This is a genomic window from Helicobacter valdiviensis, from assembly GCF_003245365.1.
In the GTDB taxonomy this organism is placed as follows: Bacteria; Campylobacterota; Campylobacteria; order Campylobacterales; family Helicobacteraceae; genus Helicobacter_D; species Helicobacter_D valdiviensis.
Window position 1 is genome coordinate 35,004 of sequence record NZ_NBIU01000004.1, and the last position, 16,981, is coordinate 51,984.

The following is a 16,981-nucleotide window of genomic DNA, read 5'->3' on the forward strand; positions in this document are numbered from 1 at the left end:
GTTAATTTGAATACCGCTATGGTAGCTATTATGCTTGCTACCTCAATCATTATTGGACTTTTAGGACTTATTGCATTTGTATGGGGACTAAAAAACGGACAATTTGATGATGAAAAAAAGATGATGCAAGGCGTTTTATTTGATTCTCCTGAGGATTTACAACATGCTGCAAATGCAAAACCTAATAAAAAGGATACAAAATGAGTAAAATTTATAATATTGCAATCATTGGAGGAGGGCCTGGAGGCATTGCTTCTGCTGTAGAATCTGTTATCTTAGGCATTAAAGATGTGATTTTATTTGAAAAAGGCGAAGGACATTCCACAACAATTAGAAAATTTTATAAGGATAACAAACGCGTAGATAAAGATTACAAAGGACAAAAAATAGAGCTCAATGGAAATATCTATTTTTGTGATGGAACAAAAGAAAGCACGCTAGATCTTTTTGATGAAATTATTCAAAAAAATTATTTTGAAGCAAAATTCCAAACAGAAGTGGAATCCATTAAAAAAGATGGGGATTTTTTTATTATCCATACAACCAACAATACAGAAATTAAAGCAAAATTTATTATTATATCCATTGGTAAAATGGGGCAACCTAACAAGCCTTCTTACCCTATTCCTTCTTCTATTCGCTCTTTAGTAAATTTTAACCCCAATAGTGTTTTACCCAATGAACATATTTTAGTTGTAGGGGGTGGAAACTCTGCTGTAGAGTATGCTTGTGTTTTAAGTGAGAGCAATCCTCTTACGCTAAACTACCGCCGTAATGAGTTTTCAAGAATCAATCAAATCAATAAAGACAATCTACAAAATTGTATAGATTCTAGAAAAATTACCCCAAAGTTAGGCGTAGATATTGAAAGCCTAGAAGATAAAAATGGAAAACCTAAAGTAAATTTTACTGATGGTAGTTCTAGTGTATTTGATAGAATTATCTATGCTATTGGTGGTATGGCACCCGTAGATTTTCTTAAAAAATGTGGTCTAGAACTTGATGAACACGGTGTGCCAAAGATTGATGAAAACCATCAAAGCTCTGTGGAAAAAATATATATTGCTGGTGATATTCTCTATAAAAATGGAGGTTCTATTGCAGCAGCCTTAAACCATGGTTTTCACATTGTTCAAGAGATTAATTCTAAACTTTCTTAAGGCTTTAAGCCTTAAATTTAACTTTCTTTCAAGCTAAATCTTCCTATAAATACACACTTATTTACCACAAATATTCTTTAAAGCATTAATTATTTGCATTATAACTTCTACACTCCAATTAAAACCTAACCCCTATTATCTTTAGCTTTTTTGTAATCCTATAAATTGCTAATATCTACAATGTAAAAATATTTATACATTCTCTTATTCTCCTCCATAATCATAAAATAATCCTAATAATAAATTTGATACCAAGTTGCAGTCTTATATAAGCTATCTTTCCTAAATAGTCCATATTTATAAATTCATAATTTTTACAAGCTTGCTAAAAACTAAAAACAATTTAACTATCTATTAAAATGAAATTTTAAAATTAAAAGTGGTATTTTGTTTTTAAATATCAAAACAGCTTTAATCTTAAAAGTATTTTTATAGAAGCTTTAAAAAACAATCAAAATATTCAAGTTTTTGTATAATTATCTCCAAAAGTTACAAAATCATAGACTACATACTTTAATATACAAGATAGTTAAAATACGATTAAGAGATATCTAAAAAGAAAGTTATATTAAAAGTTAAAATTATTAAGCAAAAATGTAATCGCTAAAAACACTTTTAGATTTTAGGATAGAATATATTGGTTATAGTATCATATTAACTAATCTCTACACAGCTTTTAAAGATTTATTTAGGATAAAAACACTAAACATTTTACTTTGCATCAAGTTTTTAGAAATTAAAATTGGAACTTTTTATGTGATTAATATCGCTTTTGAGATTTTATTAGATATTTCTAAGAAAGCTATTCTATTTAAATACCTCCTCTATCTCTAAAACTAAGAAGAATACAGCCTAATGTCTAGGAGAATTACTCTCCATAGCCGTATTTTTCAACAATAAAATCAAGATCCTTATCGCCTCTGCCACTTAAATTTACTAAGATTTTTCTCCCTTTTAAGTGAGGAGCGATTTTTAGTGCATAAGCTAGTGCATGGCTTGATTCAATGGCAGGTATAATTCCTTCTTGACGACTTAACTTGAAAAAAGCTTCTATAGCTTCTTCATCAGAGATTGTAGCTACTTTTGTCCTTCCTATGCTATGCAAATAAGCATGTTCTGGTCCTACACTAGGATAATCAAGCCCACTTGCCACACTATAAACAGGTGCTGGATTTCCTCCATCATCTTTCAACATAATAGAATTAAATCCATGCATAATCCCCTCTTCCCCATAACTTAAACTAGCTGCATGCTCTCCAAATCCATTTCCCTTACCTAATGGTTCAACTCCCACAAGCTCCACAGGATCATCTACAAATGCACTAAAAATCCCCATTGCATTGCTACCACCCCCCACACAAGCCACAACAACATCTGGCAATTCTCCGCTCATTTTCAAAAACTGCTCTTTACTCTCAATTCCAACAATAGCCTGAAAATCTCTTACCATTTTAGGAAAAGGATGAGGACCCACCACAGAACCTATTGCATAAATTGAATTTTCCATATCTTTTAAATAAGCTTCAAATGCACTATCTACTGCTTCTTTAAGAGTTTTAGCTCCATGAGTTACTGGAATAACTTTAGCTCCTAAAATTTTCATACGCACAACATTAGGATGCTCTTTTAAAATATCCACTTCGCCCATATAAATTTCACATTCTAGCCCAAAATAAGCTGCCGCAGTAGCCAAAGCAACTCCATGCTGTCCTGCACCCGTTTCTGCTATTAGCTTCTTTTTGCCCATAAATTTTGCCAAAAGTGCCTCTCCCATACAATGATTTAGCTTATGTGCTCCTGTATGGTTTAAATCCTCGCGTTTTAGATAAATCCCTGCTCCTCCACAAGCTTTTGTGAGATTGTGTGCAAAATAAATGGGAGTAGGACGCCCTTGAAAATGTTCCCTAATCTTTCTCAATTCCGCAATAAAATCACTATTTTGTGCAATCAAATTATAAGAATCACTAATCTCTTGCATTGCCTTTTTAATTTTTTCATCTACAAAGCTACCACCAAATCTCCCAAAAAATCCTTCCTCATTAGGAAACTCTTTCAAATAAGGTTTATTTTGCATTTTAATTCCTTTTTAAATCTTTGTTGTTAATTTCATCATCCAAGAATTACACCAGCCAAATAATATAAGCGCATAAAAGGCTTTTCTTATTTCAAAATAAGCCTCTCCATCAACATTTGTATAAGTGGCTCCAAGCATAATCATACTTAAAATTATTAACAAGAAAAAATTAAAAAACTCATAAGAATTAAAAAAATTTCTTCTTTTAAACACAAAATAGCTTAAAATTAAAAATCCTAAAACAAAAAGGGTAAAATCTACATACCCTAAAACTCCGCCTTTAAAAAAAGGAGAAATACCAAAAGCAAACATTGCACCTATCATAATATTAAAGCTTGGTTGTGTTAAATGCAAGATTCTACCAAGTTGCGTATTTTTATCAAAAGTGAGATTAAAATAATAAATAATACTTGGAAAAATAACTAACAATAAAAAACTTCCATAATCTAGCACCATTTGATACTTACTTTTATAAAACACACTTTCTTGCATCAATTTCAACGAATCTTCTAAAGAAAATCCATTAAAGTATGTCCTAGAAAATACAAAAATTTCATAATATAAAAAAAATACGAAAAAAATTAGAGCCACTCCAATCACAAAGCTATAAATCTTTGGCAAATGCGATACAAAAATCCTCACAAGATGAAATGCACTAACTACAATACCTCCCGCTATTAACACCACCTCAATACTAAAATATACTCCATTAGGCTGTGTAACAAGCCTAAACATTTGCTTAAAATCCCCCACAAATCCTGCTAAAAGCAACATTAAAATAGTAAAAAGAGAAAAAACAAAAAATAAAGAAGAAAAAATAAGTTGTGGAAATGTAATTTTTTTCATAAAACCGCCTCAAAATTATGGATTTTTAGCAAAATACCCATCAATACCATCTGCAATGCCTTGTGCAATATCTTTTTGAAAAGTATTTTGGTTTAATCTCTTGCCCTCATTAGGATGTGTAAGATAACCAACTTCAAGCAAAATAGAAGGCATCAAAGCTCCTACTAACACCCAAAAAGGTCCTTCTCTAACTCCCCCATCTGTAATTTTATATTTAGGCTTCAAATTTTGTAACATTCCATATTGCACATCAATAGCAAGACGATTAGAAGCGATAATTTTTTGTGTATTAAGAGTGTTTAAAAAAGACTGTCTAGAAAAATAAGTCATCACTTCAGTATCATCTTTATTTTCCAATGCTGCCACTTTTTTAGCACGCTCACTTCTAGCCGTGGAGAGAAAATAACTCTCTATGCCTTGCAATTTTTCTTTATTTTCTGCAACCGCATTTGCATGGATAGACACAAACAAATCTGCTTCTTTTTGGTTAGCAAATTTCGTCCTATCTCGTAAGCTTATAAATTTATCCTTATCTCTTGTCATATAGACCAAATATCCGCGTCTTTTAAGCTCATCTCTTAAATGCTTTCCGATATTTAGCACAATCTTTTTTTCGCATACCTTACTAACACCCACAGCACCACAATCTTTACCCCCATGCCCAGGATCAATCACAACCACTTTTCTTTTAATACTTGTTTGCGTATTTTGAAGATTTGTAGTTCTCTTAGGAGTTTCAAACAAAGAAGCAATGGAAGGAGTATTTTTAACACTTTTAGCATTTAAAATAGCAAAACTTGCTTGTTTTTTAGAAGCTTCTAGAGTAATCTTTAGTTTCTTATTGCTAGAAATTACAATCCTTACTTTATCTTTAGAATTTTGCGCAATTTTAATTTGAATATTTTCTTGAAATTTAAAGTTTTTTGCACTTCCTAAAAGCTCTGCATTCACATCATAAACATAACGAAATTCTTTATCACCACCCAAAACAAAACTTTTAAAATTCTCTTCTGCAATGTTTTGGTTAAAATTTAAAAGAACTCCATTTTGTATTTGTTTAGTAGAAACTATTTTTACATCTGCAAATGATAAGAGACTAAAAAGACACAAAAAAACTAAAAATTTCATTTTCTGGTTAGCTCATCAATAATTTCTTGCACACTTACAATTTTATCAATTCTATATCCATTTGCTCCTGTAAAATACAAACCATTCTCTTTATCTCCCAAATAACCATCTCCTAATCCATCAGCAATACAATACCCAACTTTCTTCGCCTCTTGTCCTCTATGGCAAGGTGCCACACAATTACTCACACATGCAATTTTTGGTGCCCTACCCTCTCTTAAAGCTTTAATCACACCTGTAACAATTGCTCTTGCTGGATAACCCACAGGAGATTTGATAAGCTCAATATCTTCTTTTTTGATTTTAGGCATAAGTTCATTATAGTAAGTTGCATCACACTCTCTAGCACCTAAAAAACGAGTTCCCATCTGCACTCCACTAGCACCCAAAGCCATAATTCTATCAATATCATCTCTATCCCAAATCCCACCAGCTGCAATAATTGGCATATCTCCCCATTTTTTAGCCTCTTCTACAACTTGTGGAACAATAGCTTCTAATTGATGCTCTTTTTTAAAACAATCTTCATAACTCACCCCTTGATGTCCTCCACTAAGAGGTCCTTCTACAATTACTGCATCAGGAATTCTTTTATATCTTCCTTCCCAACGCTTACATAAAATCTTCAAAGCCTTAGCAGAAGAAACAATAGGTATTAATGCAACATTGGGAAAATTATTTGTAAATTCTGGCATATTTGTAGGCAATCCTGCACCTGTAATAATCATATTTGCACCTGCCTCACAAGCATCTCTTACTACTCTTCCATATTCGTTAATTGCATAAAGAATATTTGCCCCCAGTGGATTTTGTCCGCAAATTTTTCTTGCATTTTTAAAGATTTCAAATAAGGATTCTTTGGAATAAAAATTAATAGTATCAAAAGGACGGTGCTTGATAGTCTTTTGGATAAAAGCACTATTTTTATAATAACCTGTCCCAACACAAGAGATAATCCCCATAGCACCCGTTTTAGATACACTTCCTGCAAGTCTATCCCAACTAATCCCAACACCCATTCCACCTTGAAAAATAGGTATAGGAAGCGTGTATTTTCCGATTTTTAATGGTTTTAATTCAAGTGCCATACATTTCCTTTAATCAATGATAATTTTTGCAAATTTTCTTTTGCCAACTTGCACGACATATTCGCCATTTTGGAGAGTGCTTTTTTCATCTTGCACCTTTTCTCCATTAAGTTTAACGCCACCTTGCTTAATCGCCCTTAAAGCTTCCGAAGTAGAAACACATAATGCACAATCTTTTAAAAGCTGTGCAATCCAAATTCCACTTTGAGCTTTGAAACTTGGCATATCACTTGGCAACTCATCTTTAGAAAACACCTTAATAAACTCTTCTTGAGCTGCTTTAGCTATTTCTTCATTATAATAACGCGTAATAATTTCTAATGCTAAATTTTCTTTAACTTTCTTAGGGTGTAAGCTACCCTTTTGCACTCCCTCTTTTAATTCTTCAATTTCTTGCAAACTTTTTGTGCTTAAAAGCTCATAATAACGCCACATAAGTGTATCTGAAATACTTAACAATCTTCCAAACATTTCTTTAGGCTCTTGAGTGATACCTACATAATTTCCCAAACTCTTACTCATCTTATGCACTCCATCTAAGCCTTCTAAGAGTGGAACCATTACAACTGACTGCTCTTTGCTAAGCCCATAAGCTCTTTGTAAATGCCTACCCATTAGCAGATTAAATTTTTGATCTGTTCCTCCAAATTCAATATCGCAATTTAATGCAACAGAATCATAGCCTTGCAACAATGGATAGAAGAATTCTACAATACTAATAGGACTTTGAGATTTAAAACGCTTTTCAAAATCATCGCGTTCTAGCATTCTAGCTACTGAAAACTTAGCAGAAAGCTCTATCATTCCACGAGTTCCTAATTCATTAAGCCATTTTGAATTAAAAACGATCTCCATTTTAGAAGAATCTAGCACTTTATAAACCTGCTCTTCATAAGTTTTAGCATTGATTAAAACTTGCTCACGGCTTAAAGGTTTTCTTGTCTCACTTTTGCCCGAAGGATCCCCTATCATTCCTGTAAAATCACCAATTAAAAAATAAACTTTTGCACCATATTTTTGAAAAGTTGCAAGTTTTTGCAAAAGAACCGTATGTCCTAGATGTAAATCTGGAGCTGTAGGATCAAAACCTGCTTTTATTGTATAGGTTTTACCCTCTTTAAAATAATCGCTCACTAATTTTTCAATATAATCTAAGCCAATAATTTCTTGTGTGCCTCTTTTAATCTCTTCTAATGCTTGTTTTATTTGTGTTTCTATACTCATTTTTACTCCTTAATTTGCATACGCATCTTTTAGCGCATAAATATCAACAATCTTATAATGGTTACCTAGTAATGTCCTAATTTCCTTAACATCATTAATATTCGTTTCAAACCGTAACTCACAATGTGTCATATAGGTATTTTTTTGCGATCCAAGTTCCACACCCAAAACATTAATATCACGCTTTGCTAAAAATTGCAAGAAATTTGCCAAAACACCCTTTTGATTTTCTAGTGCTACAATAAGCTTATAAATATGTAGCTTATCAGGAAGCCAATCCACATAAAGCATTTTTACGCCTTTTTGGATTTCCAAATATGCTCTATCACAAAGCTTATGATGCACAAAAGCTTTAGAACCACTTTTAAAAGCAATAATTTCATCACCAAATTTTGGATGACAACAATAATCAAATACTGCTTGATTGATCGTATGGTTAGTATGAATCACCAAATTATCAAAATGCAATTCTTTAAGCTTCAAAATTCTAATTTTAATCTGCTCCAAAAATCCTGCATTTTGGCGATAGTGGTTTTTAATACGGTTTTTAATATCTTTTAAAAAAGTGATATCTTTTGCAGCTTTATAAATGCTATCATCCATACCATTAGATTTTACAAAATTATCAATTTCTTCTGCACTCTTGCCAAAAATTGTTGCCATAATATTAATTGTGCTTAAGCGTTCAATCTCTTTAATTCTTGAAGCACAATTACTTTTAATTTGGCTTTTTGCTCTTGAAGTTTTAACAGCATCCATCCAAGAGCATCGCAAAATTGGATCTTTTGCCTTAATAATTTTAACAATATCTCCGCTTTTTAGAGTAGTCAATAAAGAAGTTTTTTGATTATTTACATAAGCTTCTTTAGCACGATTTCCTACATCAGTATGCACCGCATAAGCAAAATCTAGCACCACAGCTCCAATAGGAAGCGAATAATTATCCCCCTCTGGTGAAAAAACAACAATATCTTCGCGGTATAAGTCATTTTTTACAAGTTCATAAAACTCCTCTGCAGAATTATTTTTAAATTGCAATTTATTGAGCCAATCAAGGCTAGGACCGCTATTTCCACCCGTTTTATATTTCCAATGGGCTGCTATTCCATATTCTGCACTTTTATGCATATCTTCTGTTCTAATTTGGACTTCAAAAATAGCAGAATCATCAAAAAGCGTGCTATGGATTGTTTGGTATCCATTTTCTTTTGGTAATGCAATATAATCTTTAAAACGCGACATAATGGGTTTAAATTGTAAATGCAAAATCCCTAAAGCTTTATAACAATCTAAATCACTTTTTACAATTACTCTAACTGCTAACAAATCCAAGACTTCATCAATGGATATGCCTTTTCTTTGCATTTTAAGATAGATAGAATAATGCCTTTTTATTCTGCTTGCTAGTGTAAAATCTTTTTCAGGAATACCTCCTTGTATAAGACTTTTTTTAAGTTTTTGTATAAAAGCATTTAACTTTAATTGTATAGTTTGCTTATGGCTTGCAAAATAATCATTAATCTTTCTATATTCATTAGGAAAAATATAATAAAAACTTCTATCTTCAAGCTCATTTTTCAAAGAAGAAATACCAAGTCTATGTGCAATAGGTGCATAAACCACAAGTGTTTCTTCAGAAATTCTTCGCTGCTTATTAGGAGGAAGTGCGTCTAAAGTTAGCATATTATGCATTCTATCACACAACTTTACCACTAAAACACGCACATCCTTCACAGAAGTAATAAGCATTTTTCTAAAGCTAAGTGCTGCAACAACCAACTTTTCATTAGAATAAGAAGAAGGTAACTCTTCAGCCCTAATTGCAACAATTTTTGTAAGTCCATCTACCAAAGAAGCGACATCTTCCCCATAATCTCTCCGCACATCTTCTAAAGTATAATCAGTATCTTCCACTACATCATGCAAAAGTGCCGCACATACCATAACTTCATCACCACCAAAATAAGCAACTATGCAAGAAACGAGTAATGGATGCACAATATAAGGCTCTCCGCTTCTCCTTTTTTGATTTTGATGTGCTCTAGTGGCAAAATCAATAGCATTTTGTATATTTGGAGTGATTTCTATCATTCCACACAAAAGCTCTAAAGCTTTTTGTGAATTATTAATTTGTGCAACTTTTAAAAAAAACTCCAAACAACTACCCTCTTTATTTTTTACACAAAAATTATTTTTGTTCTTCTATTCTTTCTAAACCAATCTTTCCTTCTGCAACTTCCAAAAGTGCAATATCAGAAAGTTTATGAATTTTTACATCTTTATTCACTAGTGGTTTAGCTCCACGACTTAGCTCATCAATTCTTGCAAAAAGAATATTAGACAATAAATATCTATCAAAATTAACCTTTTCTAATGCCTTAGATGCAATTTCTTCTGTTCTCATTTTTACTCCTTAATTTAATTAATTAGATACCATTGAATAAATAGCATCTTTTTCTTCTTGAATGATTTTTAAAAGATTTCCTGCTTTAAACATATTGCAAACCACAATAGGAAGTGCATTATCTTTTGCTAATGCAATGGCTGTATCATCCATCACTTTAATATTATCTTTTAAGGCTTGATCATAGCTAATCTTGCCTAACATCTTTGCATCTTCAAATTTGCAAGGATCTTTATCATAAACCCCATCTACCTTTGTAGCTTTAATAATCATTTGCGCTTCAATTTCCACAGCACGCAAAGTAGCAGCAGTATCAGTTGTAAAGAAAGGATTCCCTGTTCCTGCAACAAAAATCACCACACGCCCTTTTTCAAAATGCCTCACTGCTCTTCTATAGATATAAGTTTCACATACCTCTTTAATCTCTAAGGCACTTTGCACTCTAACATCAAGTCCATGATGCTCTAATGCCTCTTGCATAGCCACTCCATTAATCACAGTAGCAAGCATCCCCATATAATCTCCACTTGTCCTACGGATAAGCCCTCCTTCTGATGCAGAAACTCCACGGATAAAATTTCCGCCACCTATTACAATTCCTACTTCAATTCCATTATCCACTAAAGACTTAAGCTCTAAAGCAATGTAATTTAGTATCTCACTCTCTATCCCAAAGCCAGTCTTCCCTGCAAGCGCTTCACCAGAAAATTTTACTAAAACTCGTTTTGACATTATTGATATTAACCTTATTTAATTAATTTTTATAAAAAACTGCTTATTATATTTAAAAATTACTTACGAATAAGTAAAAGCAATTAATTAACCCGATCTTGTTCTTTTCTTAAACGCTCAATCTGTGTTTTTTGATGTTCATAGGCTTTATCTAGGAAATTTTGCGGATTATTTTTTGTAGCATTTTTGGGTAAATCCTTACGGTGATAGAAATTTTCAAAAAATTCTGTATGTTTTTTTAACCCCTCGCCATAAGGACTACTTTTAATATTCTCTATTTTTTGTTTATTATGCAATTCTTGGCTTAATTCTTCCAATCTTATCTTTTGTTCTTCTTTAAGCTTATTTTTTAAAAGATTTTGTTCTAAATCTTCTTGTGTAATATTATCTTCTTTTTTAGGTATTTGTTTTTGTTTTTCTTCAATTTTGGACTTTGTGTCTCCATCAAAACAAGCACTAAAAAATAAGCCAAAAACACACAAAAAAATTCTAAAATACATAAATCTTTACACCCATTCTTGATTTTAAACACCATTTTACTTTAAAGTTTGCAAAAATGCAATTTAAAATTTCAAAAATTAAGATATTTTTTAAGTTTAGATAAGTATAATTCCATCTTTCTGCTTCACAGAATGGACAGATGGGTGAGTTGGCTGAAACCACATCCCTGCTAAGGATGCGTAGTCGCAAGATTACCGAGAGTTCGAATCTCTCTCTGTCCGCCACTTCATTTTATACTTTATTTTAAAAAATCTAAAATTTTCAATAAAATTTTTATTCCCCCTCAATAAACAAGATATTTTTAAAAGTTTTTTTGCTAGATTTAGCTTTTCAAATTTTAAATATTTAATTTCCTAAGGTAAAATAATGAATAACTTTCTTCATAATTTCTTATTACTTTCCTCTTGGCAAACATGGCTAAGCCTAGCAATGCTTGGAATAATTTTTTATGCGATTTATAAAATGAAAAAAGCGGGTGTTAATTTTTCTATGCGTATGCTTTTTTCGCTACTTATAGGCTTGGTGCTTGGTTTTTTAATCCAATATTTTTGCCACTACCCCACAAAAGAAGAGATTAAAAGTATCTCTTGGCTTGTAGAATTCCAAACTTGGCTTGCATTTATAAATTCTGCTTTTATTGGACTTATTAAAATGCTTGTGATACCACTTATTAGCATTTCTATTATTAAAGTCATTATGGATATAGGAAAAGATATTAAAATCTCTTCACTTCTTAGCTACTCTATCTTTTGGCTATTATTAAGCACAGCAATTGCTGCAAGTATAGGAGTGTTTTTAGGCTGGTATTTTGAAGTAGGTGCTTTCTTTAACTCTTCTATTCAAGGGAGAGAAATTAGAGAAGTAGCAAATATTACACAAATCTTTCTAGGTTTAATTCCTAGCAATATTATTGATTCTATGAGTAAGGATAATATTATTGCTGTGGTGATTTTTGCTTTCTTTATTGGATTTGGTGCTAGAGCTTTACACAAACAAGAAAATCTACAAGAATCCCACCAAATATTTAGCAAAATGATAAATGCACTCTATCAAATTATTATGAATATTGCAGATTTTATTATGAGTTTAATGCCTTATGCTGTCGTATGTATGATAGCAAATGTTCTTATTTCTAATGGATTTTCTGCAATTAAAACTGCTGGACTTTTTATAGGGCTTATTTATCTTTGTATGTTAATTATGTTTTTAGTGCATTTTTTAATGCTTTTAAGTGCAGGATTAAATCCTATTACTTATGCTAAAAAAGCCTTTCCTGTCTGGCTATTTGCCTTTAGCTCAAGATCTTCTGTTGGCACACTTCCGCTTAATATCACAACTTTGCAAAATAAATTTGGTGTAAGTTCTAGTGTTGCAAACTTTGTTCCCTCTATTGGCACCACTATGGGATTAAATGGCTGTGCTGGATATTTCCCTGCACTTGCTGCTGTATTTATTGCTTATAGTATTGGAGCTCCGATTGATTTTAATTTTATTGTAATGGTAGTTTTAATTGCAGTTTTAGGCTCTATTGGGATTGCAGGAGTTCCTGGAAGTGCTACGATGGCGGCTTCTATTATGCTTACTGGTATTGGTTTTGGAGAATATTTTGGGCTTTTAACGCTTATTTTAGCCATTGATCCCATCATTGATATGGCACGCACTGCTAGCAATGTTTCTGGTGCGATGAGTGCTGCTCTTTGCACAGATAAAAATCTAAAACTTCTTAATAAAGAAATATATAATTCATAAATTTTAAAAGGGAAAAATATGCAAAATAATGCACTCATCTTAGAAGATTTAAAATATATTTGGCATCCTTGCACGCAAATGCACGATCATTTAGAAAAAATCCCTCTTATCCCCATAGAACGAGCTAATGGAATGTATTTGTATGATTTTGATGGGAATAAATATTTAGATTGTATTTCTTCATGGTGGGTAAATATTTTTGGGCATTCCCACCCTTATATCAATCAAAAACTAAAAGAACAAATTGACAAACTAGAGCATATAATCTTTGCAGGTTTTACTCATAAACCTATTATTGAGCTTTCATCACGCCTTATAAATTTGCTAGATTCTAAGCTTAGCAAATGCTTTTATGCAGACAATGGCTCAAGTGCGATTGAAGTGGCTTTAAAAATGGCTTATGCTTCTTGTGTATATCAAGGCAAAAAAGGAAATAAATTTCTCTCTTTGGAAAATGCCTACCATGGAGAAACAATAGGAGCATTGAGCGTAGGCGATGTAGGCATTTATAAAGAAGTTTATGAACCCATTTTACTCCAAACCCTAAAAGTTAAAGAACCAAAAGGGGAAGATTTTGAAGAATCTTTAAGTTCCCTAAGAGAAATTATTAAATCCCATAAAGATGAAATTGTGGCATTTATACTAGAGCCGCTAATCCAATGTGCTGGAAATATGAATATGTATAGTGCAAATTTTGTTTATGAAGCCACAAAACTTTGTCAAGAAAATGGAATTTATGTGATTTTTGATGAAATTGCTGTGGGATTTGGACGCACAGGAAGTATGTTTGCATACGAGCAGTGTGGAGTTGTGCCTGACTTTCTTTGCTTAAGCAAGGGAATTAGTGGAGGATATTTGCCTTTATCTGTTGTGGTTGTAGGGGAGGAGATTTATAACCTTTTTTACGCACCTTATGAAGAGCATAGAGCCTTTTTGCATTCTCACTCTTATACTGGAAATGCCCTTGCTTGTGCTTGTGCAAATGCGGTTTTGGATTTGTTTAGTAAAGAAGATGTCATCACTAATAACAAAAAAACAAGCGAATATATTTGGGAAAGTATGCAGGAACTTAGGCGTTTTAGCTTTGTTAAAAATATGAGAATTTGCGGAATGGTTTTTGCCTTTGATTTAGAAGGATTTGATAATGTGCGAAAAGGACTAGAAGTCTTTAATGCAGGACTTAAAAGAGGATTATTACTCCGCCCTTTAGGCAATACCATCTATCTAATGCCTCCTTATATTATCACAAAAGAACAAATTAGCCATATTGCTAATACGCTCAAAGAGATTTTAAGCACTTTTGCTTAAAACTCCCACTCATATTTAGGCCTTAGCTTATCTTCTTCTTTAAAATGTAATTTTTCTAAATTATCTAAATTCCTAATTTTATAAAGATTATTTACGGTGATTGTAGAACCATCATATTTATTTAAAATAAAGGCACTTTTGCCATTACTAAAGATTTCTTTTTGGATAAATTTCACTCCTAAATCTGCTAAAGAGATGATAGAGCCATTTTGTTCTATTCCTATTTCTTTAAAGTCTAGCTTATTTAAATCTTCTTCTTCCATACTAACTGCTTCACTCATCATAGAAGCTCTTTGGTTTTTATTGGTTAGATTAAATTCTCCATTACTAGAATAAAGCTCACTAATATGTTGTGTCTTTCCTGAGATAAAGTGTAAAGTGATAGAGCCATCTTTATTAAGTTGTAATCCATTTACAGAATCTAATCCCCCATCTAGTGCTTCTATGTATTTTTGCATAGTTTGTGGATTGTTAATCCCCTCATAGATTTCTTTAAATTTATTCTCACTAAATGCCATACCACTAATTACTTGGAATTCGCGTTCAATGGCGAGTTTGCCTTTATTAGAATAATATTCCTCATACATTAGATTAAAACGATTTTGGATATTTCCTGCTGTGGCATATGCTGGGTGCTTTCCTAATAAGCTTTCTTTTGCTTCTTTATTAGTAGTGCCTACCATAGAAAATCGCTCTAATCTTTCTACTCCACTTAATGCCTTATCCATAAATGCAAAGTTAAAATTATTCATAAGCTCTGCATTTACATATTGTTCATTTCCATATTTGTCTTTATAGGTTTTTGTTAAATCAATATAACCTTTTTCATCACCATATGTTTTAAAGAGTTTTTTAATATCTTCTTCTTTTACTTTCTGATAGCTTTCTTCTGCTCTAAAAAGGCTAGTGCCTGATTGTATTTTCCATTTATCTTCTTTGTTAATATCTTTTTGTGTAATGACAAACTCTGATAAATCAAGAGAACTATAAACATCACTAAGCTTATAGATAAATTCTTCTCCATCTTTATTGACACCTTTTATTTTTAGCTTATCAAAGTATTTATCACTAGAATCTAAAAATCCATCTTGATTAATATCTAAATTAATAAGCTCTCCCATATAGCTTACACCACCTACTCCATATTTATCATTATCATCTTCTAAATCTAAAAAGACTTCTACTTTACCAATAGAGGTTTCAAGGTATTTGTCTTTGCCTTTTTGGCTTAAATAACCCCCTAAGGGATTATCAACACTAACAATGCCTTCTTTAGGTGTATTATTGTAGCGACTAAAATAATTGCGTTTTTCATTATCTAAATAACCATTGCTTAAAATTCCTTGAACCTTTTGATACAACTTAGCTTTATGACTAAACTCATTTAAATCTTCTGGGATACTCAAAGAAGAAATATTAGAAACTTTATTATTAATATTCTCTATCGTATTTAAGCCAAGAGCAGAAAGTTTTAGATTCCCAATTTCCATTACCAAGCTCCCCTTCTGTGATTTCTAAAATCTATAACAATGATGTTAAGTGTATTTTCATCATAATAAATATCAAAGTCTTCATAGCTAACAATATCTGATTTGCCAGTAGCCAATAAATTGTAAGCCTCGACTGCCAAAACTTCAATAGAATAAAATATTGGCTGATTCTCCTTATCTGCATGTCTATAATAAGCAAAAGAAAGTAATTTTTCTTTTGCATTATAATTATTCATAAGCTCAAACATTTTAACTTCTGGATTATAAAAAGCTTCTTGCAAAGCAACATTATTTGGATTGTTTTGGCAATAAAGCCTAATACTGTCTAAATCAAATAATCTATTTCTTTGGATACTATACTTTGAATTTGGTAAATTTTGATCTTCATCTTTCATCTCTAAAGTATCTTTTACAAATGTATCACTTACTAGCTCTTCATCGCTACCATCTTGAGCTTTCCAACCTATTTGATAATTTAGCATTTCTTGAGTAGCTTGGATATATACCCATTTATTAAGTGGAATAGGCTTTTTGGTAGTTATCACATCTACAGAATAATCTGTAATTTTTGAAGAGATTGAAAGCAATCCACTAGATAAAAGTCTAAAGTGAAAATAATCGGTTCTATAACCCTTTACACTTTCTATATTCTCATCTCTTGAAAAAATTGTAACGGGTTCTTTAGGATAATTTGTAAATTTAACCCACATTCCAAAACTATTGCTATGAGGCCTACCCCATTGCGTATAAGCTGCATTAAAATTATGCCCTCCATTATAATATTCATAAGCATTTACATTTCTACCTTCTAGCTTTTGAGTTTGGCTATTCCATTCTTGGATATAGAAGTTTTTTGCTTCTGTTTGCAATGCGTCTATAATGGCTATTTTATCTCCTGTATTGACAATTTCATTATTTGTATATGCAATATAAACAATAGGATTTCCACTTGCATCTTTTAAAGCCAACAAAGATTCTTTAGTTGTATCAATTTCAAATGTGCTAAATGGATATTGTCCCCCTATGGCAGATTTTAATTCCTTAGCTTTTGAAACTTTAAGAGTAGGCTTTAAATCTTTTGAGGTGTTTTTTATTTTTTCTACTGCTTCTTTACCTTTTATATTTTCACCCACTTTTACTTCACTACTAAATGCTAAAACACTCCCCACTAGCAAAAAAGTTGCTAATACCCTAAAAATTTTCACCCTTCCTCCTTTTGTATTAAATTTATTTTACATATTCATTATATCGGCAAAAATAATTATTTTTTTATAAAA

Annotated in this window: 15 protein-coding genes and 1 tRNA gene; 5 read left to right on the plus strand and 11 right to left on the minus strand. The window is 31.8% G+C overall.

The genetic code is table 11. The features are described from left to right. Positions 1 to 6 precede the first annotated feature (6 nt). Positions 7 to 204 carry a cbb3-type cytochrome oxidase assembly protein CcoS gene (gene ccoS, locus B6S12_RS02335; protein WP_111229218.1) on the plus strand — a complete coding sequence of 66 codons (198 nt, stop codon included), beginning with the start codon at positions 7 to 9 and terminating at the stop codon, positions 202 to 204. Continuing rightward, entirely contained in the window at positions 201 to 1,160 is a 960-nt protein-coding gene (locus B6S12_RS02340) for an NAD(P)-binding domain-containing protein (RefSeq protein WP_111229219.1), read from the plus strand. The genes ccoS and B6S12_RS02340 overlap by 4 nt, the downstream gene beginning before the upstream one ends. A gap of 868 nt (positions 1,161 to 2,028) precedes the next feature. Here the strand turns inward: B6S12_RS02340 and trpB are convergent. From trpB to B6S12_RS02390, 9 genes are all read right to left on the minus strand, one after another. Beyond that, positions 2,029 to 3,234 (minus strand): tryptophan synthase subunit beta, encoded by a 1,206-nt coding sequence (gene trpB, locus B6S12_RS02350; protein ID WP_111229220.1) that lies wholly within the window; start codon positions 3,232 to 3,234, stop codon positions 2,029 to 2,031. Between the two features lie 12 nt (positions 3,235 to 3,246). Then, positions 3,247 to 4,080 (minus strand): hypothetical protein, encoded by an 834-nt coding sequence (locus B6S12_RS02355; RefSeq protein ID WP_111229221.1) that lies wholly within the window; start codon positions 4,078 to 4,080, stop codon positions 3,247 to 3,249. Positions 4,081 to 4,095: 15 nt separating this feature from the next. Continuing rightward, positions 4,096 to 5,208, minus strand: a complete 1,113-nt coding sequence (locus B6S12_RS02360) for an N-acetylmuramoyl-L-alanine amidase family protein (RefSeq protein WP_111229222.1) — start codon at positions 5,206 to 5,208, stop codon at positions 4,096 to 4,098. Then, on the minus strand, positions 5,205 to 6,296 hold the full coding sequence (locus B6S12_RS02365; protein WP_111229223.1) for a nitronate monooxygenase: 1,092 nt from the start codon (positions 6,294 to 6,296) through the stop codon (positions 5,205 to 5,207). Before B6S12_RS02365 ends, B6S12_RS02360 begins: the two co-directional genes overlap by 4 nt. 9 nt (positions 6,297 to 6,305) lie before the next feature. Continuing rightward, positions 6,306 to 7,520, minus strand: coding sequence for a tyrosine--tRNA ligase (gene tyrS, locus B6S12_RS02370; RefSeq protein ID WP_111229224.1), 1,215 nt, complete (start codon positions 7,518 to 7,520; stop codon positions 6,306 to 6,308). A 9-nt stretch (positions 7,521 to 7,529) separates the two neighbouring features. Next, complete coding sequence (locus tag B6S12_RS02375; protein WP_111229225.1) at positions 7,530 to 9,677, minus strand: RelA/SpoT family protein; 2,148 nt, start codon at positions 9,675 to 9,677, stop codon at positions 7,530 to 7,532. Between the two features lie 31 nt (positions 9,678 to 9,708). After that, positions 9,709 to 9,924 carry a DNA-directed RNA polymerase subunit omega gene (locus B6S12_RS02380; protein ID WP_111229226.1) on the minus strand — a complete coding sequence of 72 codons (216 nt, stop codon included), beginning with the start codon at positions 9,922 to 9,924 and terminating at the stop codon, positions 9,709 to 9,711. 18 nt (positions 9,925 to 9,942) lie between these two features. Then, positions 9,943 to 10,656: a UMP kinase gene (gene pyrH / locus B6S12_RS02385; protein ID WP_111229227.1), complete on the minus strand. Its 714-nt coding sequence runs from the start codon at positions 10,654 to 10,656 to the stop codon at positions 9,943 to 9,945. Between the two features lie 83 nt (positions 10,657 to 10,739). Continuing rightward, positions 10,740 to 11,156 carry a hypothetical protein gene (locus B6S12_RS02390; protein ID WP_111229228.1) on the minus strand — a complete coding sequence of 139 codons (417 nt, stop codon included), beginning with the start codon at positions 11,154 to 11,156 and terminating at the stop codon, positions 10,740 to 10,742. A 134-nt stretch (positions 11,157 to 11,290) separates the two neighbouring features. Here B6S12_RS02390 and B6S12_RS02395 point away from each other — a divergent pair. The 3 genes from B6S12_RS02395 to B6S12_RS02405 all read left to right on the plus strand — a co-directional run bounded on the left by B6S12_RS02395 (position 11,291) and on the right by B6S12_RS02405 (position 14,214). Beyond that, positions 11,291 to 11,381 (plus strand) — tRNA-Ser (locus B6S12_RS02395). Between the two features lie 139 nt (positions 11,382 to 11,520). Beyond that, entirely contained in the window at positions 11,521 to 12,906 is a 1,386-nt protein-coding gene (locus B6S12_RS02400; protein WP_425454651.1) for a cation:dicarboxylate symporter family transporter, read from the plus strand. 18 nt (positions 12,907 to 12,924) lie between these two features. After that, on the plus strand, positions 12,925 to 14,214 hold the full coding sequence (locus B6S12_RS02405; RefSeq protein ID WP_111229230.1) for an adenosylmethionine--8-amino-7-oxononanoate transaminase: 1,290 nt from the start codon (positions 12,925 to 12,927) through the stop codon (positions 14,212 to 14,214). Here B6S12_RS02405 and B6S12_RS02410 read toward each other — a convergent pair. Then, positions 14,211 to 15,704 carry a hypothetical protein gene (locus tag B6S12_RS02410; protein WP_111229231.1) on the minus strand — a complete coding sequence of 498 codons (1,494 nt, stop codon included), beginning with the start codon at positions 15,702 to 15,704 and terminating at the stop codon, positions 14,211 to 14,213. The two genes, B6S12_RS02405 and B6S12_RS02410, sit on opposite strands and share 4 nt — an antisense overlap. Further along, positions 15,704 to 16,909: a hypothetical protein gene (locus tag B6S12_RS02415; protein ID WP_111229232.1), complete on the minus strand. Its 1,206-nt coding sequence runs from the start codon at positions 16,907 to 16,909 to the stop codon at positions 15,704 to 15,706. Before B6S12_RS02415 ends, B6S12_RS02410 begins: the two co-directional genes overlap by 1 nt. Between the last annotated feature and the right edge of the window lie 72 nt (positions 16,910 to 16,981).